Source organism: Methylomagnum ishizawai (assembly GCF_019670005.1).
GTDB classification, from domain to species: Bacteria; Pseudomonadota; Gammaproteobacteria; order Methylococcales; family Methylococcaceae; genus Methylomagnum; species Methylomagnum ishizawai.
In genome coordinates this window covers 3,255,561-3,275,714 of record NZ_AP019783.1, presented here as the reverse complement: position 1 = coordinate 3,275,714, position 20,154 = coordinate 3,255,561, and the positions used below count along the sequence as shown (strand labels likewise).

General features: G+C 65.1%; 18 protein-coding genes. 11 read left to right on the top strand and 7 right to left on the bottom strand.

The annotated features are described in order from the left end of the window. The first annotated feature begins 84 nt into the window (after positions 1–84). From K5658_RS14900 to K5658_RS14890, 3 genes are read left to right on the top strand one after another with little or no spacing between them, the layout of a single operon-like run. A complete protein-coding gene (locus tag K5658_RS14900; RefSeq protein ID WP_221063903.1) occupies positions 85–237 on the top strand; it encodes a hypothetical protein in 153 nt (50 codons plus the stop codon). Continuing rightward, positions 237–341, top strand: a complete 105-nt coding sequence (locus K5658_RS14895) for a Uma2 family endonuclease (RefSeq protein WP_221063902.1) — start codon at positions 237–239, stop codon at positions 339–341. The genes K5658_RS14900 and K5658_RS14895 overlap by 1 nt, the downstream gene beginning before the upstream one ends. 19 nt (positions 342–360) lie before the next feature. Continuing rightward, positions 361–1,197, top strand: coding sequence for a c-type cytochrome (locus K5658_RS14890; protein WP_221063901.1), 837 nt, complete (start codon positions 361–363; stop codon positions 1,195–1,197). Between the two features lie 98 nt (positions 1,198–1,295). Here the strand turns inward: K5658_RS14890 and K5658_RS14885 are convergent, their stop codons facing one another. Then, the gene (locus K5658_RS14885; protein ID WP_221063900.1) at positions 1,296–3,413 is read right to left on the bottom strand and encodes a phosphocholine-specific phospholipase C; all 2,118 of its coding nucleotides are present in this window, start codon (positions 3,411–3,413) and stop codon (positions 1,296–1,298) included. Positions 3,414–3,591: 178 nt separating this feature from the next. Here K5658_RS14885 and polA point away from each other — a divergent pair, with 178 nt between their 5' ends. Then, a complete protein-coding gene (gene polA / locus K5658_RS14880; protein ID WP_221063899.1) occupies positions 3,592–6,315 on the top strand; it encodes a DNA polymerase I in 2,724 nt (907 codons plus the stop codon). Positions 6,316–6,394: 79 nt separating this feature from the next. Here polA and K5658_RS14875 read toward each other — a convergent pair whose 3' ends face one another. Together K5658_RS14875 and K5658_RS14870 are read right to left on the bottom strand one after the other, a co-directional pair. Further along, positions 6,395–8,335: a proton-conducting transporter transmembrane domain-containing protein gene (locus K5658_RS14875; protein ID WP_221063898.1), complete on the bottom strand. Its 1,941-nt coding sequence runs from the start codon at positions 8,333–8,335 to the stop codon at positions 6,395–6,397. Beyond that, positions 8,332–10,932 carry a YbcC family protein gene (locus tag K5658_RS14870; protein ID WP_221063897.1) on the bottom strand — a complete coding sequence of 867 codons (2,601 nt, stop codon included), beginning with the start codon at positions 10,930–10,932 and terminating at the stop codon, positions 8,332–8,334. The genes K5658_RS14875 and K5658_RS14870 overlap by 4 nt, the downstream gene beginning before the upstream one ends. A 321-nt stretch (positions 10,933–11,253) precedes the next feature. Here K5658_RS14870 and K5658_RS14865 point away from each other — a divergent pair, with 321 nt between their 5' ends. The 4 genes from K5658_RS14865 to K5658_RS14850 all read left to right on the top strand — a co-directional run bounded on the left by K5658_RS14865 (position 11,254) and on the right by K5658_RS14850 (position 13,993). Continuing rightward, the gene (locus K5658_RS14865) at positions 11,254–11,784 is read left to right on the top strand and encodes a GbsR/MarR family transcriptional regulator (RefSeq protein WP_221063896.1); all 531 of its coding nucleotides are present in this window, start codon (positions 11,254–11,256) and stop codon (positions 11,782–11,784) included. 90 nt (positions 11,785–11,874) lie between these two features. Beyond that, positions 11,875–12,240, top strand: a complete 366-nt coding sequence (locus tag K5658_RS14860) for a hypothetical protein (protein ID WP_221063895.1) — start codon at positions 11,875–11,877, stop codon at positions 12,238–12,240. 2 nt (positions 12,241–12,242) lie between these two features. After that, positions 12,243–13,523: an SDR family oxidoreductase gene (locus K5658_RS14855; protein WP_221063894.1), complete on the top strand. Its 1,281-nt coding sequence runs from the start codon at positions 12,243–12,245 to the stop codon at positions 13,521–13,523. Next, positions 13,523–13,993: a DUF2269 family protein gene (locus K5658_RS14850; RefSeq protein ID WP_221063893.1), complete on the top strand. Its 471-nt coding sequence runs from the start codon at positions 13,523–13,525 to the stop codon at positions 13,991–13,993. The genes K5658_RS14855 and K5658_RS14850 overlap by 1 nt, the downstream gene beginning before the upstream one ends. Before the next feature lie 239 nt (positions 13,994–14,232). Here K5658_RS14850 and K5658_RS14845 read toward each other — a convergent pair whose 3' ends face one another. Together K5658_RS14845 and purE are read right to left on the bottom strand one after the other, a co-directional pair. Then, on the bottom strand, positions 14,233–15,366 hold the full coding sequence (locus K5658_RS14845) for a 5-(carboxyamino)imidazole ribonucleotide synthase (RefSeq protein WP_221063892.1): 1,134 nt from the start codon (positions 15,364–15,366) through the stop codon (positions 14,233–14,235). A 38-nt stretch (positions 15,367–15,404) separates the two neighbouring features. Continuing rightward, on the bottom strand, positions 15,405–15,893 hold the full coding sequence (gene purE / locus K5658_RS14840; protein WP_221063891.1) for a 5-(carboxyamino)imidazole ribonucleotide mutase: 489 nt from the start codon (positions 15,891–15,893) through the stop codon (positions 15,405–15,407). Positions 15,894–16,027: 134 nt separating this feature from the next. Between purE and ubiG the strand changes: the two genes are divergently transcribed. Continuing rightward, positions 16,028–16,768, top strand: a complete 741-nt coding sequence (ubiG, locus tag K5658_RS14835; protein ID WP_221063890.1) for a bifunctional 2-polyprenyl-6-hydroxyphenol methylase/3-demethylubiquinol 3-O-methyltransferase UbiG — start codon at positions 16,028–16,030, stop codon at positions 16,766–16,768. On the opposite strand, the gene K5658_RS14830 is transcribed toward ubiG, so the two are convergent. Beyond that, a complete protein-coding gene (locus K5658_RS14830; RefSeq protein WP_221063889.1) occupies positions 16,737–17,234 on the bottom strand; it encodes an SRPBCC family protein in 498 nt (165 codons plus the stop codon). The two genes, ubiG and K5658_RS14830, sit on opposite strands and share 32 nt — an antisense overlap. 105 nt (positions 17,235–17,339) lie before the next feature. Here K5658_RS14830 and K5658_RS14825 point away from each other — a divergent pair, with 105 nt between their 5' ends. Together K5658_RS14825 and K5658_RS14820 are read left to right on the top strand one after the other, a co-directional pair. Further along, positions 17,340–17,726 (top strand): thiol-disulfide oxidoreductase DCC family protein, encoded by a 387-nt coding sequence (locus K5658_RS14825; RefSeq protein ID WP_221063888.1) that lies wholly within the window; start codon positions 17,340–17,342, stop codon positions 17,724–17,726. Further along, a complete protein-coding gene (locus K5658_RS14820; RefSeq protein ID WP_221063887.1) occupies positions 17,723–19,162 on the top strand; it encodes a cryptochrome/photolyase family protein in 1,440 nt (479 codons plus the stop codon). The genes K5658_RS14825 and K5658_RS14820 overlap by 4 nt, the downstream gene beginning before the upstream one ends. Here the strand turns inward: K5658_RS14820 and murI are convergent. Further along, positions 19,146–19,964 (bottom strand): glutamate racemase, encoded by an 819-nt coding sequence (murI, locus tag K5658_RS14815; protein ID WP_221063886.1) that lies wholly within the window; start codon positions 19,962–19,964, stop codon positions 19,146–19,148. The genes K5658_RS14820 and murI overlap by 17 nt on opposite strands. Positions 19,965–20,154 lie beyond the last annotated feature (190 nt).

The following is a 20,154-nucleotide window of genomic DNA, read 5'->3' as shown; positions in this document are numbered from 1 at the left end:
GTTGGGAATGCGGCGGCGGGATGGGGATGGAAGCGTGATTTTACTGGTGTAGACTCTGCCCCATCCACCCATAAGGAGGCCGACATGGGTTGCGCCGCCCTCAAGACCCTGCCGGACAGCCCCGAACCCGCCTGGGACGTGGCCCGCTTGTTCCCGCCCCAAGGGGGTTGGAGCGAGGAGGAATACCTGGATTTGCCCGGCGGCAGGCCACCTACTGGCGCGGGGCCGATCTGGTGATGGAGGTCGTGAGTCCCGACGATCCCAAGCGCGACCGCGACACCAAGCGCCGTGAATACGCCCAGACCGGCATCCCGGAATATTGGCTGCCGGTCTCCCCTTAATCCCATGCCGGAGGTCGCCATGTCCGCCATCAAACTGGGTTCGATCCTGCTCCTCGCCTGCCTTGCCGTCCAGTCCAGCCATGCCGCCGATCTCTCGTTCCTGGTCGAGGGCAAGGAGGTCAAGCGCATCGCCCAGGACGAACTGCTCAAAGCCCTGCCCGCCAAAGCCCTCGCCACCCAGAACATCGCCAACGGCCAGCCCGCGACCTACCAAGGGGCCGACCTCGTGGAGCTATTGAACCTGGGTTTCGGCCCGGACTGGCGGCGCTACGATCTGGTGAAGTTCGGCACCGAAGACGGCTATGCCCCGTTGATTCCGCGCGAGACCATCCTGGCCCATCACGGCTTGGTGGCCTATGGCGAGGCGGGCAAGCCGGGGTTCGCGCCGATCCAGCCCACGCCCGGCGCGAGCGTCCAACCCGGCCCGTACTGGCTGGTCTGGGATGTCCAGGCCGACCCCGCCGCCAAGACCGACGCCTGGCTGAGCTGGCCCTGGCAACTGGCCCGCATCGAACTCACCCGGCTGGAGCGCGAATTCCCCCGCGCCGCGCCGCCCGCCGATGCTTCCGAGCAGGCCAACCGGGGCTTCACCGCCTTCCTGCAACACTGCGGCAAGTGCCATAGCGTGAACGGCGAAGGTGGACAGATCGGCCCGGAACTCAATTATCCGGTCAGCGCCACCGAATACTGGCAGCCGGATTGGCTGGCCCGCTTCATCGCCGACCCGCAATCGGTCAGGTATAACAGCAAGATGGTGGGTTTCTATCCCGGCATCCAGAACCGCGGGGCGATCATCCAGGAGGTTTTGGCCTATCTCAAGGCGATGGCGGGGCACAAGATCGAGCCCAAGCGTTAGGCCGTGACGGGGAGAAGAAAACAAAGCCGCCCATGGTCCAGCCGTGGGCGGCTTTTTCATGCCGGAGGCGCGGGGAGCCGCGCCTCCGCGCCGGGGGGTTAGATCAGCCCGCCCATGGCCGGATCGGAGATGCTGTCCTTGCCGTTTTCGACATGGCCGGCCAGGTGGTACTCGAAACCGGCGTCCTCGGCCACCGTGACCACCAAGTCATACCAGCCATATTGGCCGCGCAGCGACCAGGAGCGCGATACCGCTTCCAGGGCCGGAATCGCCTTTTGGAAGACCTTGCCGGTGTATTGGTCCAGGACCGATACCCGCAGCTTGCGCCCGGTCAGGTTGACGATGGTCAGCGCGATATTGGCCTTCTGTTCGTCGTAGCTCGCTTGCACGTCCAGGTTGGCCCGGCCATGGCCCTCGACCCCGCCCTTGAAGCCCCGGTAGAAGCCATTGGGACCGTAGACCGACAGGTCGTATTCGGTGGTGCCGCCCGCGGCGATGTTCCAGACGCCTTCGAGCTGCTTGCCCGGTTCCACTGTGTAGCAACGGGGTGCGTCCAGTTCATGGCCCGAGCGGACCTGGAACACGGCGGTGGCCTGGCCGATGTTGTCGAAGTCGATGGCGAAGGATTTCTTCGCGGTCTGCACGCTGCCGTGGGCGTGCAGGGCGTAGGGCAGGGCGCGGGCCGGACGCACGCCGGTTTCCTGGTGCGGCATCAGTGGCAGGGTGGGCGGCACCAACGGATCGTTGGGATGGGGGACCAAGTCGGTGGGCAGATAGGACGCCGCCTTGGGTAGTTTGACCTTGCGGGCGTTGGCCTTGGAGAAATCGAAGGCGCTGGTGAGGTCGCCCACCACCGCCCGCCGCCACGGGGTGATATTGGTTTCGGCCAAGCCGGGATGCTCGTCGCCGAAACGCGCCTCGATGAAGTGGATCACCGAGGTGTGGTCGAACACCTGCGAATTCACCCAGCCGCCCTTGCTCCAGGGCGACACCACCAGCATCGGCACGCGGATGCCGAGTCCATAGGGGGCGGGCACCGGCTGGCGGGGGTCTTGCGGATTGCCCGGATAGATTTCATTGAGGGTATCGACCGTCGAACCGCCTTGGGTGACGTCCATCGGCGGGGTGGGCGGGACCATATGGTCGAAGAAGCCGCCTTCCTCGTCGAAATTGATGAACAGGACGGTTTTGCTCCACACCTCGGGGTTGGCGACCAAGGCGTCCATGACTTGGGATACATACCAAGCGCCCCAGTTGGCCGGCCAGTTCGGATGTTCGGTATAGGCTTCGGGCGCGGCGATATAGGAAATTTGCGGCAGGGTGCCGTTCAGCACGTCGGCGCGGAAATCTTCCAGCAGCTTGTGCGGGTCGCGGCCCTGGGCTTTGATCTCGGTGCCGGTGCGGGCGTTGTCGTAGAGCGGGTCGCCGGGTTGGGCGTTCTGGTACTGGTGGAAGTACAACAGGGAATTATCGCCGTAGTTGCCGATGAAGGCGTCGCCGGTCCAGCCCCACCAGTTGCCATTGTCGGCGTTGAGTCCGTCGCCGATGTCCTGGTAGACCTTCCAGGTGATGCCCGCGCTTTGCAGGCGTTCCGGGAAGGTGTGCCAGGCGTAGCCCGCCTCGTCGTTGAAGATCACCGGGCCGCCGCCTTGGCCGTCGTTGCCGCACCAGCCGGTCCACAGGTGGTAGCGGTTGGTGTCGGTGCCGCCCATCACCGAGCAGTAATAGGCGTCGCACACGGTGAAGGCGTCGGCCAGGGCGTAGTGGTAGGGGATATCCTTGCGGGTGTGGTAGGTCATGGCGACCTGGCCCTTGTTGGCGATCCAGTCGTTGTACTTGCCCCAGTTCCACGCGCCATGGGTGTTGTTCCAGCTATGCGGCGGGTCGCTCAGGAACATCTGGCCCACGCTCTCCACATCGGGCCGGAACGGCAGCAGTTCGCCCGCGCCATTGGGTTGGACCCAGACCGGCTTGCCATTGGGCAGCTTCGCGGCGCGGGGGTCGTTGAAGCCGCGCACGCCGCGCAGCACGCCGAAATAATGGTCGAAGGAGCGGTTTTCCTGGGTCAGGATGACGATGTGCTGGACATCCTTGATGGTGCCGGTGGGGCTGGAGGCCGGGATTTCCAGGGCGCGGGCGATATTATCCGGGAGCATCGAGCTTGTGGCACCCAAGCCCATGATTTTCAAGAAGTCGCGACGGTCGAATTGTGACATGGCGGTATTGGCCTCGTTAAGGGATTGGCGGATAAAAACGCCGCGCAAGCTAACAAGGCGGTATGTCAGGTCGATGTAGGAACGGTTATGCGATGATGGCAGGGCGATCCGCGCCGCCCAGGACCCGGCGGACTGCTAAAATCCCGCCTTTCCATCCATCCTTCCCCGAACACCCTCCATGTCCGCAACCACCCCCAAAACCCTGGTCCTGGTCGATGGCTCCTCCTTCCTGTACCGCGCCTTCCACGCCCTGCCGCCCCTGACCAATTCCAAGGGCCAGCCCACCGGCGCGGTGCTGGGCGTCGCCAATATGCTCAGGAAACTGGTCGCCACCCACGCCACCCGCCATATCGGCGTGGTGTTCGACGCGCCGGGGAAGACCTTCCGCGACGAGTTGTTCGAGCATTACAAGGCCCACCGCCCGCCGATGCCGGACGAACTCCGCGCCCAGGTCGAACCCTTGCGGGCCATCATCCGGGCCATGGGATTGCCGCTGTTGGTGGAAACCGGGGTGGAGGCCGACGATGTGATCGGCACGCTGGCGACCCAGGCCGCCGCGCTGGGTTATCGGGTGGTGATTTCGACCGGCGACAAGGACATGGCGCAATTGGTCTGCGACCGGGTGACACTGGAAAACACCATGTTCGACAAGGCCCTGGACCGCGCGGGTGTGATCGAGAAGTTCGGGGTGCCGCCGGAATGCATCGTCGATTATCTGGCCCTGGTCGGCGACAGCGCGGACAACATCCCCGGCGTGGACAAGGTTGGGCCGAAAACCGCCGCCAAGTGGTTGCGGCAATATGGCTCGCTCGATGCCCTGATCGAGAACGCCACAGCCATTTCCGGCAAGGTCGGCGAGAACCTCCGGGCCGCGCTGGATAAGATTCCGCTCTCGCGCCAACTCGCCACCCTCCGCTGCGATGTGCCGCTGGACCTGGGGCCGGATGATTTGGTCTGCGCCGAACCCGACCGCGCCGTCCTGCGCGGATTGCTGGTGCAATTGGAATTCAATGCCTGGCTCAAGCAACTGGACGCGGGCGGCGACGCCCCGCCGCCGCAAGCCAAGCCACAAGCCGCCCGGAGCGAAGCCCGCTATGAAACGGTACTGACCGAGGCCGACCTGGAGACGTGGCTGGACCGTTTGCAGCAAGCCGAACTGTTCGCCTTCGACACCGAAACCACCAGCCTCGATTACATGCGGGCCGAGATCGTCGGGCTATCGTTCGCGGTGGAACCGGGCCACGCGGCCTATGTGCCCCTGGCCCACAACTATCCCGGCGCTCCCGACCAACTCGACCGCGCCGCCGTGCTGGCACGGTTCAAGCCCCTGCTGGAAGACCCCGGTCGCGCCAAGCTGGGCCAGAACCTCAAATACGACGCCAATGTGCTGGTCAACCATGGCATCGCCCTCAAAGGCATCCGCCACGACACCATGTTGCAATCCTATGTGCTGGACAGCACCGCCAGCCGCCACGATATGGATTCCCTGGCCTTGCATTATCTCCAGTACCACACCATCGGCTACGAGGACGTGGCCGGCAAAGGAGCCAAGCAAATCCCGTTCGAGCAGGTCGGCATCGAGGAAGCCGCGCGCTACGCCGCCGAGGACGCCGATATCACCTTGCGCCTGCATCGACATTTGTGGCCCCTGGTCCAAGCCAAGGACCGCCTGCGCGGCCTGTATGAAAGCGTGGAAATCCCGCTGGTGCCGGTGTTGTCGCGGATCGAGCGGACCGGGGTCTTGGTGGATGTGTTCAAGCTGGGCGAACAAAGCCGCGAGTTGGAACGGCGCATGGCCGAGATCGAACGGGAAGCCCATGCCGCCGCCGGCCAGCCGTTCAACCTGGGTTCGCCCAAGCAAATCCAGGCCATCCTCTACGATAAGCAGAATCTGCCGGTCCTCAAGAAAACCCCCAAAGGCCAGCCCTCGACCGATGAATCGGTGCTGGCCGAACTGGCCGACGACGGTTATGAACTGCCACGCTTGATCCTCGACCACCGCTCGGTCGCCAAGCTGAAATCCACCTACACCGACAAGCTGCCGCAGATGATCGACCCTGGCACGGGCCGGGTGCATACCTCGTATCACCAAGCCGTGGCGGCGACCGGGCGGTTGTCGTCGTCCGACCCCAATTTGCAGAACATCCCGGTCCGCACCGAGGAAGGCCGCCGTATCCGCCAGGCTTTCGTGGCCCCGGACGGTTACCGCATCGTGGCGGCGGATTATTCCCAGATCGAGCTACGGATCATGGCCCATTTTTCGGGCGACCCGAACCTCTGCGCCGCCTTCGCCGACAACGCCGATGTCCACCGCCACACCGCCGCCGAGGTGTTCGGCGTGGCCCCCGACCAAGTGACCCAGGACCAGCGCCGTTCGGCCAAGGCCATCAATTTCGGCTTGATCTATGGCATGTCGGCTTTCGGCCTCGCCCAGCAATTGGGCATCGAGCGGGGTTTGGCCCAGGCCTATATCGACGCCTATTTCCGGCGCTATCCCGGCGTCAAAGCCTTCATGGACCAGACCCGCGAATCCGCCAAGGCCAACGGCTACGTGGAAACCCTGTTCGGGCGCAGGCTCTATATCCCGGAGATCGATTCCCGCAACGCCCAGCGCCGCCAATATGCCGAGCGCACCGCCATCAACGCGCCCATGCAGGGTACGGCGGCGGACATCATCAAGCGGGCGATGATCGCGGTGGATGGCTGGATCCAAGGCCAGTCCGAACCCGGCGCGGTCAAGATGATCATGCAGGTCCACGACGAACTGGTGTTCGAGGCGCGGGAAGACGGGGTGGCGCGGGCTTCCGCCGAAATCCGGGCCTTGATGTGCGCGGCGGCGGAGTTGGCGGTGCCGTTATTGGTGGAGGTGGGCGTGGGCGGGAATTGGGACGAGGCGCATTGAGCGCATGCCACTCCGGGCCATGAAAAAGCCAAAGCCGGGTGGCCGGCTTTGGCTTTGGATGGAGGGCGGGCGGGGACGCTTATTTTTCCGGGAGGAAACCGGTTCCGGCCAAGCCCGGTCGCCAAACCGCCACCGGTTCGCTGCCCGCCGCCGGGTCGCGTACCTCGACCGGCCTGCCCAGGCACAGCCGCTGGAACACGCCCGCCGCCGCGATGCCGTTCAGCACGAACGAGAACGCGATCAAGGCCACCAGCCAGGGGAAATGCTCGGTGACATGGTAGAGCAGCAAATCCTCGCCGATGAAGGCGGGCGTGACCGGGAAGCTGACCAGTCCCAGGAAGCACAGGAACAACAGGCTCGACAGCGCGGGCTTGCGCTCGGCCATGGCCCGGTAGGCATAGGGCGCGGCGGCGAAGTCGTCGCCCTTGAGCAGCAGGGCCATGAGCCCCAATCCCAGGAACCAGGCCGGTAGGATACCGCTCAGGAATAGCTCGACATGGCCGGTGGCGTTGTCGCCCGCCAGCCAGGCCACGCCGCCGCTCAACAGCCCGCTGAAACCCACCCGGTTCCACACCCGGAACACATCGCGCTTTTCCGCGAACGCGCCCAGTGAAGCGATCAGCATCGCCAGCGCCGCCGGGATCGCCAGATAGGACCGGGGCAGGATGCCGCCCTCGAAACCCAGCCAACCCACGCCGACGACCGCCAAGGCCATGCCCAGCTTATGCCAGGGATCGATGGCGTTGACCGCCGCGCCCGCCCGTTTCAAAGGTTCCCACAGCACGGCCCTCACCCCGGTTTCCAGGTTGAACTCCTGTAGGGCCAGGACTTGCAGGGTGGTTTCCAGCGCCGCGGGCAGGCTGTGGCGCAGGGCACGCGGCAGATGCCGGGCGAAGGCGCTGTGTTTGATATCGAAGCCGGTGTCGGCGGCCCCTTCGACCCTGAGCAAATGGGCGACGATGGAGGGCGAGACCAGCAGTTGATAGCAGCGCAGGAAGGTATTGCCCATGAAGTGCAGCAAGACCAGGGATTCCAGCCCCAGCGCCAGTTCCATGAACATGAACCCCACCTGGGCGATGGAGGCGTAGGCGATCTGGCCCTTGATATTGGACTGGGCCTTTTCCGCCACGCTGGCGACGATCACGGTCAGGAGGCCGATGCCCAGCACCAGCGCCCGCGACAGGAACTCGAAGCCCCAGATCGGCAAGGTCCGCAGCAGCAGGAACACGCCCAGATGCACCGACAAGGCTCCGTAGAAAATCGCGCTCGACGGCGTCGGCCCTTCCATGGCGCGGGGCAGCCAGAAGCAGAACGGGAACTGGGCCGATTTCCCCGAGGCCGCGACCACCAGGCACAGCGACAGCGCGAACAAGCCCAAAGCCCCGCCCGGCGGCACCGCGCCCTGGCCGAAGACCCCGCCCAGTTGGCTGAAATGGTTGCTGCCGTGCAGGAACAAATCCATCAGCAGGGCACCCAGCAACAGCCCCAGGTCGCAGAAACGGTAGACGGTATAGGCCCGCAAGGCATTGCGGATCGGCTGCGCCCGGTGCCGGTAGAACGCGATCAAGAGGAACGAGGCGATGCCGACGATTTCCCAGCCCGCGAACAACATATCCAGCGAACCCGACAAAATCACCATGTTCAGCCCGAACACGAAGCCGAAGATGGTCAGGAAGAAGCGCTTGTATCCCAACTCGCGGTGCAGGTAATACCGGCAATAACGCACGATGACCGAGAAAATCACCCAGGTGCAGAACAAATAGGCCGCGCCCACCTTGTCCAGGTAGAACAGGATATGGAAATGGTATTCGGCCTGTTCGTACAGCGTGACCCACAGGTATTCGTAGGCCGGGAAGCCCTCGAAGGCCCAGGTCGCCAACAGCCCCAGGATCGCCGCGCCCATGGCGTGGGTGGCCCAGAAACTGATATTGGCGACCCGCCGTTCGCTGCCGCCCAGGATGAAAATCAGCAGCCAACCCAGCAAGGGCAGGAATTGGCAAGCCACCAGCAAGCTATTCATACGGACTCCTTGACGAGGCGGTGGACGGGGATGGTGCGGGTGTGGCCGGGGAAGATATCGAGCGAGCAAGCGGCTTGGGGAACCGGGATGTCGGTGGGCAGGTCCAGCGGCTCCCAGCCATGCGGGGTGTACAGCAGGGTTTCCCGTGTATCGGGATGGCAGGACACCAGCCGCACCCATTCGTTATCCAGCCATTCCTGGAGCGCCCCCAGCCGCTGGTAGGCGGCATGGATCACCTTGGGGCTTTGCTCGATGACGATGAGCAGCCGGGCCGGTTCGTGGACCTCGATCATCTGCGAGGGCAGGCCGGTCCTGAGATCGCCGTCCACGCCATTGGCGACCCCCAGCAGCCCGATGACGTTGTGCGGCAACTTGGTGCCCGCGCCGTAGACCGAGTTATCCACCCGCGAGAACAGGTATTCCAGGTTGATGCCGCCGCAGACCGGGATGATGGCGTTGAGGATACGCAGGAGGATATCGCCCTCCGGGTCGGAATCCGGGTCGTAGGAATGCAGGAAGGCCCGGCGGTCCAGGAACAGGTCGGCGGTCAGGCGGCGGCGTCCGACCACGCAATACAGGTTGTTGGAATGGTTCAACTCGGGCCGCGGCTCGAAGATCGAGGTCGCCCGCGATTGCACATGCTGGTGCGATAGTTCCGGGTCCGCGCCTTGCGGTCCCAATTCGAACCAGCGGCAACGCTCGTGGGCATTGCGGCGCAGCGCCTCGGCCATGGTGGCCCGGAACGCGGCCCAGCCTTGGGGTTCCCGTTCCCAGGTGTGCTGGTCGAAATATTGGATTTCGTCGCGGCTGGTGTTGTGCAAGGCCGCCACGAACCGGGTGGCGTCCGGGATGTCGATGCCGCGCTCGCGCAGGAGGCCGCGCACGATGCCATCGTTCGCCATCTGGGCGAAGGCGCGGGCATTGGGTGCGCCCGGCTTGCCGGAGCAGGCGCCGCAATCGTAGGCGGCGAAATGCGGGTTGTTCACGCTGCTGGACCCGTGCGCCACCACCACCACCAGCGGCGCGAAACCATGGGTCAGGCCGATGGTGCGGAGGATGCCTTCCAGTTTGTCGGCCATCTCGCCGTAGGAAAAGCCCAGGAAGCGGCCTTGCTCGTCCGGCTCGTCGCTTTCGCGTAAAAGGTGCAATTCGGTATGGGCATCGATTTCGCCGAGGTGCTTGATCTTGGGCAGTTTGGAGCCGGGCCGGAACACCTCGAACGCCAAGCGGGCGGCATAGCCCAAGCCCAAGGCCTGGGTGAAAATCCAGCCCCGCAACGCCGAATTGGACTTGAGGTGCAGTTTCGAGAAGTCGGTCTGGATCGGCTTTTTCTTGGCCTCGGCGGGGTTGACCGCCGATTCCACCACCAGATGGCGCGGCGTCACCACCACCGGGCATTGCGCCACCGGATAGGCGTCGTCGATGCCCTTGTACAGGAAATCGATGCCGAAGAAACCCGCCGCGCCATAGGTGGCGATGCGCGGATCGAGTTCTTCCAAATGGCGGCGCAAGGAGCATTCGCGGTCGTCGAGGCAGAACAGCGCCTGGGCCGTGGGCGCGGTGGCGGTCGGCGTTTTGGCCGTGCCGCCCTTTGCGGGCAGCGCCCGCAGCAATTCCGCGTACAGGGAGAACTCCATAGCCTCGTGCCAGACCTTGAGCCGCAGCGGCACCACGGGCCGGGCCAGGGCGTCGGCCAGCCGGTCCACTTGGTCGAGGCCCGGCGTCGCGGCGACCGGGATGCAATCCGCGCCGCGCTTGCCGCGCAGGAAGGCCAGTTCCAGCGCCAGTTCCAGGGCGATGAATTCCTTCAGCGTGATGCGGCGGCGGGCCAGGAGGGCGTCCGGGGCGGTCTCGATCACCCGCACCATCCCGGCCCAACCCGGATGGGCCAGCAGCATTTCCAACAGATATTGCTCGTACAGGCTTTCATCGCCCACGATGCGGGCGAGGCAGGCGCGGATGGCCGCGTCCGGGGTTTGGTTGATGGCGGCGCGGGCCTCGGGTTCCTGGAACGGGTACAGCGGGATGAAGCCGCCTTCCACCAGCCGCCACACGCAATCCCAGAAGCTTTCCCCGGCCTGGGCGACGGTCCAGCGGCTGATGCCCTGGTCCAGGAAATTCGCGGTCAGGCGGAACAATATGGGTTGGACCAGGGCGTTCAGGTTCAGGCCGATATGGGTGAGCCAGCGTTCCCGGATGCCGTGGTTGGCGAGCGAAACCGGCGGGTAATGCACGGTCTGGTCCGGCTCGAACAGCGAACGGCGCAGGGCGTCGCGCTTGACGGGATCGGATTCGGCGCGGGCGACGGCCCAGTCGATGGCGAACGCCCCGATCCGGCCCGAGCGGTGGCGGGCTTGGTAATCGGCCAGGGGCAGGTAGCTGTGGGCCCCGAAGATTTTCGCCGCCAGCGCCACGCCTTCGTGGAAGGGACGGTCCTGCACCGCGTGCAAGGTGTTGTGGTGGACGAAATCCTTGATGGGCCGTTGGGCGGGTAGCCAATGGGCGATATGGTCTAGCGCGGGGTCCAAGCTGAACCGGTGTGCCGGGGTACCGCCCGCGATGGCCGCCGATTCCGCGTCGTAGCTTGCTCTGTACATGGGCTTTGAACCAAGATGGGGGAAAGGGACGCCTCCGGGGTGGGGGAAGGGGGAGGCTCCTGATGCCAGGCGGGGGATGGAAACCCATGGGCCTGGGTCTTGGCGACCGCTTAGCAGGATTCGCGCCATTGCATGGAGTATGGTAAATCAAAGGCTTGGCGCGGATGGACCGGGGGTATCGGCGGGGGCGTGGTCAAAATGAACCGGTGGGGATGGGGCTTGAACCAGTGTGGAGGTAAGGCCGGGGCGTAAACGGTTGAGGGATTGACAGCCCCATTTGGTTCGGTTATTTCTTTAGCAACAGAAATTTCTGAAATTACTATGAAGCTAACCCCCGTGATCGAAAAATACGTCCTCCATTGGGGCGAGATGGGTACCCGCTGGGGAGTCAACCGTTCGGTGGCGCAAATCCACAGCCTGTTGTATTTGGCGGCCCGGCCCATGCCCGCCGACGAAATCGCCGAGACCCTGGGTATCGCCCGCTCCAACGTCAGCACCAGCTTGCGCGAACTACAAAGCTGGGGCTTGGTGCGGCTCCTGCACATCAAGGGCGACCGCCGCGACCATTTCGAGGCGCTGGGCGACCCATGGGAAACCTGCTTCGCCATCGCCGAAAACCGCAAGCGCCGCGAATTGGACCCCACTTTGACGGTGCTGCGCGAATGCGTGCTGGAATGCGCCGACGACCGGGAAACCCCGGCGGAGACCATCCAGCGCATCCAGGCCACGACCGTGTTCCTGGAAAAACTGATGGCTTGGTATGAACAAGTCAGCCGCCTGCCCCGGCCCGTGCTGGTGGCGCTGGTCGAACTCGGGGCCAAGGTCGAGCAATTGCTCAAATTGGTCCGTTAACGGGGAGGTGCCACTATGACGCGATGACCCAAAAAATTTTCCCGGCGTGTTTCTCTCTATTCAGAAATATCCGATAAATGAGAAAATACCATGAGCGCTTTGACTTTGCTTTGCCTCGAGATTGCCACTGCGGTGGGGATCGCCCTCGCGACTTCGTTCTATCTCCGACCCGCACTGGCCGAGAGCTTGCGGTTGATCTGCGGCTCGCCGGAGAGCCAGCGGTTTTGGTTGGGTTTCACCCATTTGATGTTGTTGTTCGCGCCGCTCTTGTGCGTGATGCTGTTCCAAATGCCACAGGAAATCCGTTATGAGCAGCTGGCCAACGCCCTGCGCGTGGGTTTGTTGCAGATTTTGCTGGGGATTTTCGTCGCTCTGTTGGCGGTGGGCTGGAATATCTGGCATTTCGCCCATCGCGCCGCGCCGGGACCGGCTGCGGTCCCCATCACGGAGGAATAGCCATGCGTATCCTGGTCGCGGGGGCCTCCGGGTTTATCGGGGGGCATGTGGTGCGGGCATTGCTGGCGGCGGGGCATGAAGTCGTGGCGGGGGTGCGCCGTCCCCAAGATTTTCCCCGGCGCGACCGCTGTTCGGCGCTGGCCTTGGATTTTTCGCGGCCCTCCGAACCCGGTCATGGGTTGCCGCATCTCGAAAACATCGACGCCGTCATCAATAGCGTTGGCATCCTCGCCGAGGACCGGCACAACCGTTTCGAGGCCGTGCATGAACACGGACCCATCGCCTTGTTCGAGGCTTGCCGCCATGCCGGGATCAAAAGGGTCGTCCAGATTTCCGCCCTGGGCGCGGATGAAACCGCCTTCAGCCGTTACCACCTCAGTAAGCAGGCGGCGGACGATTTCCTGGCCGGTACGGAGTTGGACTGGGTCATCCTGCAACCCTCCTGGGCCTATGGTCCCGGCGGCAAAAGTCTGGGCCTGTTGGCCGCGCTGGCGGCTCTGCCGGTGATGCCTGTGTTGGGCGATGGCTGCCAGCGCTTGCAACCCGTGGCGGTGGAAGACGTGGTGGCGGTCGTGTTGCGCCTACTGGAGCCCGGCGCACCCAGCCGGGTCAAGCTCGCCGTGGTCGGACCCAGGCCGATGGCCTTGGCCGAAATCCTGGCGGTGCTGCGCCATTGGCAGGGCAGGGCATCGGCTTGCAGCTTATCGATTCCGTTCCCCCTGGCGCTGTGGTTGGCCGAAAATTTCGGGCGGTGGGTCGCGACGCCATTCAATGGCGACACCTTGCGTATGTTGGAGCGCGGCAATACCGGCGACCCCGCCGCCCTGGCCGAATGCTTGGGCCGTCCACCCCAGGATTTGTCAGCGGTCTTGGCGGCGGGCGCGGCCACGCCCGCCGAGCGCCGATATGCCGCGTTGCGGTTCCTGCTGCCTGTGCTGCGCTGGGCTTTGGGCTTGCTGTGGTTGGGGTCCGGCTTGGTGTCGGCGCTACTGTTCCCGCAGGAGGAAAGCTATGCCTTGCTGGCGGGCGTGGGCATCACCGGCGGCTTGGCCCCTTTGGCGCTGTACGGGGCTGCGGCCCTGGATATTGCGCTGGGAATCGCGCTGCTGTGGCGCTGGCGGGTGCCCTGGGTGGGCGCGGCCCAACTCGGGTTGATGGCGCTGTATTCGGTGGTCATCGGAATCTATCTGCCGGAATTCCTCTGGCATCCGTTCGCGCCCTTGCTCAAGAACCTGCCTTTGATGGTCGCCACCTTGATTGTGATCGCTGCGGAGGACGTTTGATGGACATCCACTTCCTGAAATGGGTGCATATCTGTAGCTCTATGCTGTTGTTTGGCACCGGCCTGGGAACCGCGTTTTTCAAATTCACCGCCGACCTGGGCCGCGACCTCAAGGTCATGGGTGATACCAACCGCCGGGTGGTGCTGGCCGATTGGCTATTCACCACGCCGACGGTGGTGGTCCAGCCGCTATCGGGTTATGCCTTGGCCCAGGCCTATGGTTATCCCTGGACCGCGCCCTGGTTGCTGATGTCGCTGGGGCTTTATCTGGTGGCGGGCTTGTGCTGGCTGCCGGTGGTGTACCTGCAAATCCGTATGCGCGACGATTGCGCCGCCGCGCTGGCGGCGGGGCGCGAACTCGATCCCCGCTATTGGCGCGATGCCCGGCTGTGGTTTTGGCTGGGCGTCCCGGCCTTCCTGGCCATGGTCGGGGTGATTGGCTTGATGGTGGCCAAACCCGCTTTATGGTGAATCCGATGGTGTCCGAATCTTTGTTCGAGCGGGTGTTTGCTGGGGGATGCGGTCATTGTGGAAAGCGGTGCTTCCGGGCGGGCGGTGCGCCTGGAGTTCGCTATTCGCCATCCCTGGTTCGGGCGGACTTGCGGACTTTCGGCTATCGTGGAAGCTTCGGGCTGGCGGGGGATTGAGCCGGGGTGGAACTGGAACCCAGGGCGGCGGGATGCCCTGGATTCCGTTACGCCCCGTCCGGGCTACGGATTCTGCAACATCCGCTTCAATTCCAAAGCCTGCGCCAAGGCGCTGTCCACCGCGTCGCCCAGCACGTTGAAATGCCCCATCTTGCGGCCGATGCGGGCGGTTTTCTTGCCGTAGAGGTGGAGCTTGGCGTTGGGCAGGCTGAGGAGTTTGTCCCAGGCCGGTTCGTCGTCGCGCCAGATATCGCCCAACAGGTTGACCATCACCACCGGGCTGAGCAACCGGGTGGAACCGGGCGGCAGGCCGCACAGGGTCCGCACCTGCTGCTCGAATTGGTCGTTGAGGCAGGCGTCGAGGGTGTAATGGCCGCTGTTGTGCGGGCGCGGGGCGATTTCGTTGATGACCAGTTCGTCGCCATCCAGCACGAAGAATTCCACCGCCAGCACGCCCCGGTAATCCATGGCTTCGGCCAGTTGCAAAGCCATGTCCCGCGCCCGTTGCGCCACATCGGGGGAAATCCTGGCCGGGACGATGCTGATATCGAGGATGCCGGCTTCGTGTTGGTTCTCGGCCACCGGGAAGGTGGTGGTTTCGCCGGGGCCGGTGCGGGCCACGATCACCGAGACTTCGGTCTGGAGGTTCAAGCGCCGTTCCAGTACACAGGGCTTTTGGCCCAGCTGTGCGAAGGCGGCTTGGGCTTCCGCGACGGTCGCGACCCGGATTTGCCCCTTGCCGTCGTAGCCCAGGCGGGCCAGTTTGAGGATGCCGGGCAGATGGCCGCTCAAGTCCTGTTCCAAGTCCTGGGCGGTTTCGATGGCGAGGAACGGGGCCACCGCGAGACCGGCCCCGGCGATATAGCGCTTTTCGGCGATGCGGTCCTGGGCGATGGAGACGCTGTCCGCCGAAGGACTGACGCGGGTGCGCTCGGCCAGGCGGCGGAGGCTCTCGGCTGGCACGTTCTCGAATTCGGTGGTGACGGCGGCGCAGGTCGCGGCCAGTTCATCCAGGGCCGCCGGGTCGTCGTAGGCGGCGCGGAGGTGGACATCGGCCAGACCGCCCGCCGGGCTTTCCGGGTCCGGGTCGAGGACGGTGACGCGGTAGCCCATGGCCCGCGCCGCGATAGTGAACATGCGGCCCAGTTGGCCGCCGCCCAACATGCCCAGCATGGCATTCGGCAGGATGTGTTTCATAACGGGGTCTCTTGCTCGGAAAGGGAGGGGATGCGCATTCAGTCCAACTCTGGCAACGCGGCGGCGAGGACGCTTTCAGTTTGTTTCCGGCGGAATTCGGCCAGCCGGGCCTGGAGCGCGGGATCGTGGTTGGCGAGCAGGGCGGCGGCGAACAGCCCGGCGTTGACCGCGCCCGCTTCGCCGATGGCGAAGGTGGCAACCGGGATGCCCTTGGGCATTTGCACGATGGAATACAGCGAATCCAAGCCTTTGAGATATTTGCTGGGCACCGGCACGCCCAGGATCGGCAGCGTTGTCTTGGCCGCCAACATCCCCGGCAGATGGGCCGCGCCCCCGGCCCCGGCGATGATGGCCTTGAGTCCCCGCGCTTGGGCCGTTTCCGCGTATTGGAACAGCAAGTCCGGCGTCCTGTGGGCGGAAACCACCTGGGTTTCGTAGCCGACGCCCAAGTCCTTCAATTGCCGGGCCGCGTGCTGCATGATTTCCCAGTCGCTGGTGCTGCCCATGACGATGCCGATTTCTACCATTGCTCCGCGCTCTCGCAAGAAAAAACGGCGATTTTACCCGATTCGTGTTGGCGGCAAACAATAAGGATTGGTTTCGGTGGCGGCGGGCCTGGGTTATAAAACCCGCCTACCGAGATTCCCCAGGAGAGACTCCCATGAACCCGTCCGCCCCGACCCTCGATCCCGCCGAAGCCGCCCGTTTCGAGAAACTGGCCCAACTCTGGTGGCAGGCGGACGGGCCGTTCTGGCCTTTGCACCGGCTGAACGGGTTGCGGGTGGGTTATATCCGCGACCGGTTGGCGGGGTATTTCAACCGCGCCGCCACCGCCGGGGCACCGCTGGCGGGACTCAGGCTGCTGGATATCGGCTGCGGCGGTGGTTTGCTGAGCGAGGCCATGGCGCGGCTGGGGGCCGAGGTGCATGGGGTGGACGTGGTGGAGAAGAACATCCGCATCGCCGAACGTCATGCCCAAGCCTCCGGGCTCGCCATCCGCTACGAATGGACCGGGGCGGAGGACTTGCTGGCGCGGGGCGAAAGCTACGACGCGGTCCTGAATATGGAAGTGGTGGAGCATGTGGCCGATTTGCCCTTGTTCATGCGGACTTGCGCCGGGTTGGTGAGGCCGGGCGGGATGATGGTGGTCGCCACGATCAACCGGACTTGGGCTTCGTTCCTGGGGGCGATCCTCGGGGCGGAATATGTGTTGCGCTGGTTGCCCAAGGGCACCCACCAGTGGCGGAAATTCCCTAGCCCTGAGGAACTCCGGGCTTTGCTGGAACGGGACGGGATGCGTCTGGTGGGGCGGACCGGGGTCGGCATGAATCCTTGGCACCGGACTTTCCGGCTGATCCGGTACGAGGGCATCAATTACATGTTGGTGGCGGTGAAGGATTGAGGGCTTCGGCGCTTTGCCAGAGCCCCGCCAGATACTCCCGCCGGAAGTCGAAAATCGCCCTGAGCCGCGCCCCGATGAACACGGCATGGACCAGCCTACCGAGCCAGCCCCAAGGCATGACGTAATGCACTCTATCCTCCATTTCGATGCCGTCCTCGACCGCCCGGAAGCTGTGTTCGTGATACCAGAACCGGAACGGCCCGATCCGCTGCTCGTCCACGAAACGGCGTAGCGGCTCCACATGCTTGATTTCCGTCGCCCAGGTCATCGGCACCCCGGCCACGGCGGCGATCCGGTAGGTGATAATGAGTCCCGCATAAATATCCTCCGGCGGGTCGGAGGTGATCACGAAGTTGAGGAAGCCCGGTGTGATGCGTTCCAGGTTGCGCGGGGTGGAGAAGAACGGCCAGGCTTGTTCCAGGGTGATGGGCAGGCGTTGGACGCGGTGCAAACGATAGACTTTCATGGCGGCGGCGGAAGTTGGGGGAGGGCGCTTATCCTAACCCGGCGGGCGATGTGGCCGAGCCGTCCCCCTCCAAAATCCCGAACCCTAACCCATCAGGAGCCTCCCATGTCCGAACCGAACCACACCGTTCTATACGATGGCGGCTGCCCGCTGTGCAGCCGGGAAATCGCCCATTACCGCCGCGTCGCGGGCGCGGCGGCCCCCATCGATTGGGTGGATATAGCGCCCCTCGACGCCAACCCCGCCGCCTATGGCGTGTCGCGCCTGGAAGCGCTACAGGTGTTCCATGTCATCGACCCCGCCGGGCAGCCGCATAAGGGGGCGCGGGGTTTCCTGGCGTTGTGGGCGATCCTGCCGCGTTACCGTTGGCTGGCCCGCGTATGCCGGGCCTTGCGCTTGGAGCCCGTGCTGGATTGGGCCTACCGCCATTTCGCGGGCTGGCATTTCGCCAAGCGTTGCCGCGATGGCGTGTGCGGGACGGGCGGCGCATGAAGACCGCGATGGTTTGGTTCCGCCAAGACCTGCGCCTCGCCGACAACCCCGCGCTGCGGGCCGCGCTCGCCGCCGCCGAGCGGGTGGTGCCGGTCTATATCCACGCCCCGGTCAGCGGCGGGACTTGGCCCATGGGGTCGGCGTCCCGTTGGTGGCTGCATCATAGCCTCATGGCGCTCGATGCCGATTTGCGCCGCCTGGGCTCGCGGTTGGTGCTGCGGCGCGGGGCGAGTTTCCAGGTGCTGGCCGGGCTGTTGGCCGAGACCGGCGCGACCGCCGTTTATTGGAACCGCTGCTACGAACCTTCCGCCATCGCCCGCGACGCCGAAATCAAGCGGGTGTTGCGCAACGAGGGCTATTTCACGGTCGAGAGCCATAACAGCGGCCTGTTGTACGAGCCTTGGGAACTGCTGCGCGAGGGCGGCCAGCCCTACCGGGTGTTCACGCCGTTCTGGAAGGCGATGCAGAAACGCGGGCTGGATTTTCCGCCCGAACCCGCGCCGGCAGACTTGCCACCGGTGGCCGATGAACTGTGGAGCTTGGCCGTCGGGGATTTGGGTTTGTTGCCCCGGATTCCGTGGGATGCCGGTTTCCGCGAAGGCTGGCAGCCGGGGGAAGACGGCGCGGCGCGGCGCTTGGCCGGATTCATCGATTCCGCCCTGGCGGGCTATCACGAACGGCGCGACCGGCCCGATTTGCCCGATACCTCGCGTTTGTCGCCCTATCTCCATTTCGGCGAGGTCGGCCCGCGCCAGATCGTCCACGCCGTGCGGCGGGCGCTGCCGCCCGAGGCCGAGGCTGGGGCCGAAGCCTATGTCCGCGAACTGGCGTGGCGGGAGTTCGCCCATCATCTGCTCTACCACTTCCCCGATACCACCGATGCGCCCTTGGACGCCAAGTTCGAGGCGTTCCCCTGGGCCACCGATGACCAGGAGGCGCTCACGGCTTGGCAGCGCGGCCAGACCGGCTATCCCCTGGTCGATGCCGGGATGCGCGAGTTGTGGCGCACCGGCTGGATGCACAACCGGGTGCGGATGGTGGTGGCGTCGCTGTTGACCAAGAACCTGCTGATTCCCTGGCGGAAGGGTGCGCGTTGGTTCTGGGATACTTTGGTGGATGCCGATTTGGCCAACAATACCCTGGGCTGGCAATGGACCGCCGGTTGCGGGGCCGACGCCGCGCCGTATTTCCGGGTGTTCAATCCGGTGTTGCAAGGGCAGCGCTTCGACCCCGACGGGGCTTATGTGCGGCGCTGGGTGCCGGAACTGGCGGGCTTGCCGGACGCGGCGATCCACCGGCCTTGGGAGGCCGCGCCCGCCGTGTTGCGGGAAGCGGGCGTGCGGCTCGGGGAAACCTATCCCCTGCCCATCGTGGATTTGAAGTCCAGCCGGGAGCGGGCCTTGGCGGCGTTTGCGCGGCTCAAGGCGGCGGGATAGCGGGCATGGCGAGGCCGAGCCCATGGGCCGCCAGCGCCTCGACGCGGCGGCCCAGCAGTTTGGACATGACCGCGCCGATGGCGGGCGGCGTGGCGGCGGTGGTGTAGAAGGTTTCGCTGGCGGGGCCGTCGTGGGCCGGGCCGGTGGGGAGCCGCCGCGCCAATTGCCGGGCCACGGCTGCCGAGGGTTCGATGAGGACGACATCGGGACCGACCAGGCCGCGTATCCGGTCGGCCAGGAAAGTGAAATGGGTACAGCCCAGCACGATGACATCGCCCGCCCGCGCGGCCACGGGGGCGAGATAGCGCTTGAGCAGGCCGGTGACCGCTTCGCCGTCGATGTGGCCGGCCTCGACCAAATCGGCGAGTCCGGGACAGGCTTGCAGCACGATTTGGGCACCGGCCCCGTGGCGGGCGCAGAGCCGGGCCACGGCTTCGCTTTCGGTGGTCCTTTGGGTCGCCAGGACGATGACCCGCCCGCCCCGGCTCAAGGCGGCGGCGGGTTTGATGGCGGGTTCGATGCCGACGATGGGGATGGGGTGCTTGGCCCGGAGCGCGGCCACGGCGGTCACGGTGGCGGTGTTGCAGGCGATGACCAGGGCTTGCGCGCCGCGCTCGACCAGGGCGTCGGCGATGGCCGCGACCCGGTGGGCGATGTAGGCGGGTTCGCGGTCGCCATAGGGCGCGAAGCCGGAGTCGGCGACGTAGACGAAGGATTGCTGCGGGAGTAGTTCGCGGGCGGCGCGGTGGACGGCCAAGCCGCCGACGCCCGAGTCGAAGATGCCGATGAAGCTCGATTGCATAGGGAGTTGGGGGGGAACTGGTTGGGGACCGTGGGCGCGGCGGAACCCGTGGACGGGTCGCCGTCGCCCTGGGTTTATCCTACCGCGCCCAGGAGGGACGCCCAAGCGCCGTGGGCTTGGATGCGCCCGATCCTTGGCGGTGGTCACGGCATTGCGCCGCTTCCTCACCCGAAGGCGCAAAGCGCGCCAA

Coding starts and splice junctions, on each gene's coding strand:
- K5658_RS14860 (WP_221063895.1), top strand. CDS start 11,875: ATGAGCGCTTTGACTTTGCTTTGCCTCGAGATTGCCACTGCGGTGGGG.
- ubiG (WP_221063890.1), top strand. CDS start 16,028: ATGAACCCGTCCGCCCCGACCCTCGATCCCGCCGAAGCCGCCCGTTTC.
- purE (WP_221063891.1), bottom strand. CDS start 15,893: ATGGTAGAAATCGGCATCGTCATGGGCAGCACCAGCGACTGGGAAATC.
- K5658_RS14870 (WP_221063897.1), bottom strand. CDS start 10,932: ATGTACAGAGCAAGCTACGACGCGGAATCGGCGGCCATCGCGGGCGGT.
- K5658_RS14845 (WP_221063892.1), bottom strand. CDS start 15,366: ATGAAACACATCCTGCCGAATGCCATGCTGGGCATGTTGGGCGGCGGC.
- K5658_RS14865 (WP_221063896.1), top strand. CDS start 11,254: ATGAAGCTAACCCCCGTGATCGAAAAATACGTCCTCCATTGGGGCGAG.
- murI (WP_221063886.1), bottom strand. CDS start 19,964: ATGCAATCGAGCTTCATCGGCATCTTCGACTCGGGCGTCGGCGGCTTG.
- K5658_RS14820 (WP_221063887.1), top strand. CDS start 17,723: ATGAAGACCGCGATGGTTTGGTTCCGCCAAGACCTGCGCCTCGCCGAC.
- K5658_RS14825 (WP_221063888.1), top strand. CDS start 17,340: ATGTCCGAACCGAACCACACCGTTCTATACGATGGCGGCTGCCCGCTG.
- K5658_RS14900 (WP_221063903.1), top strand. CDS start 85: ATGGGTTGCGCCGCCCTCAAGACCCTGCCGGACAGCCCCGAACCCGCC.
- K5658_RS14830 (WP_221063889.1), bottom strand. CDS start 17,234: ATGAAAGTCTATCGTTTGCACCGCGTCCAACGCCTGCCCATCACCCTG.
- K5658_RS14885 (WP_221063900.1), bottom strand. CDS start 3,413: ATGTCACAATTCGACCGTCGCGACTTCTTGAAAATCATGGGCTTGGGT.
- polA (WP_221063899.1), top strand. CDS start 3,592: ATGTCCGCAACCACCCCCAAAACCCTGGTCCTGGTCGATGGCTCCTCC.
- K5658_RS14890 (WP_221063901.1), top strand. CDS start 361: ATGTCCGCCATCAAACTGGGTTCGATCCTGCTCCTCGCCTGCCTTGCC.
- K5658_RS14895 (WP_221063902.1), top strand. CDS start 237: ATGGAGGTCGTGAGTCCCGACGATCCCAAGCGCGACCGCGACACCAAG.
- K5658_RS14855 (WP_221063894.1), top strand. CDS start 12,243: ATGCGTATCCTGGTCGCGGGGGCCTCCGGGTTTATCGGGGGGCATGTG.
- K5658_RS14850 (WP_221063893.1), top strand. CDS start 13,523: ATGGACATCCACTTCCTGAAATGGGTGCATATCTGTAGCTCTATGCTG.
- K5658_RS14875 (WP_221063898.1), bottom strand. CDS start 8,335: ATGAATAGCTTGCTGGTGGCTTGCCAATTCCTGCCCTTGCTGGGTTGG.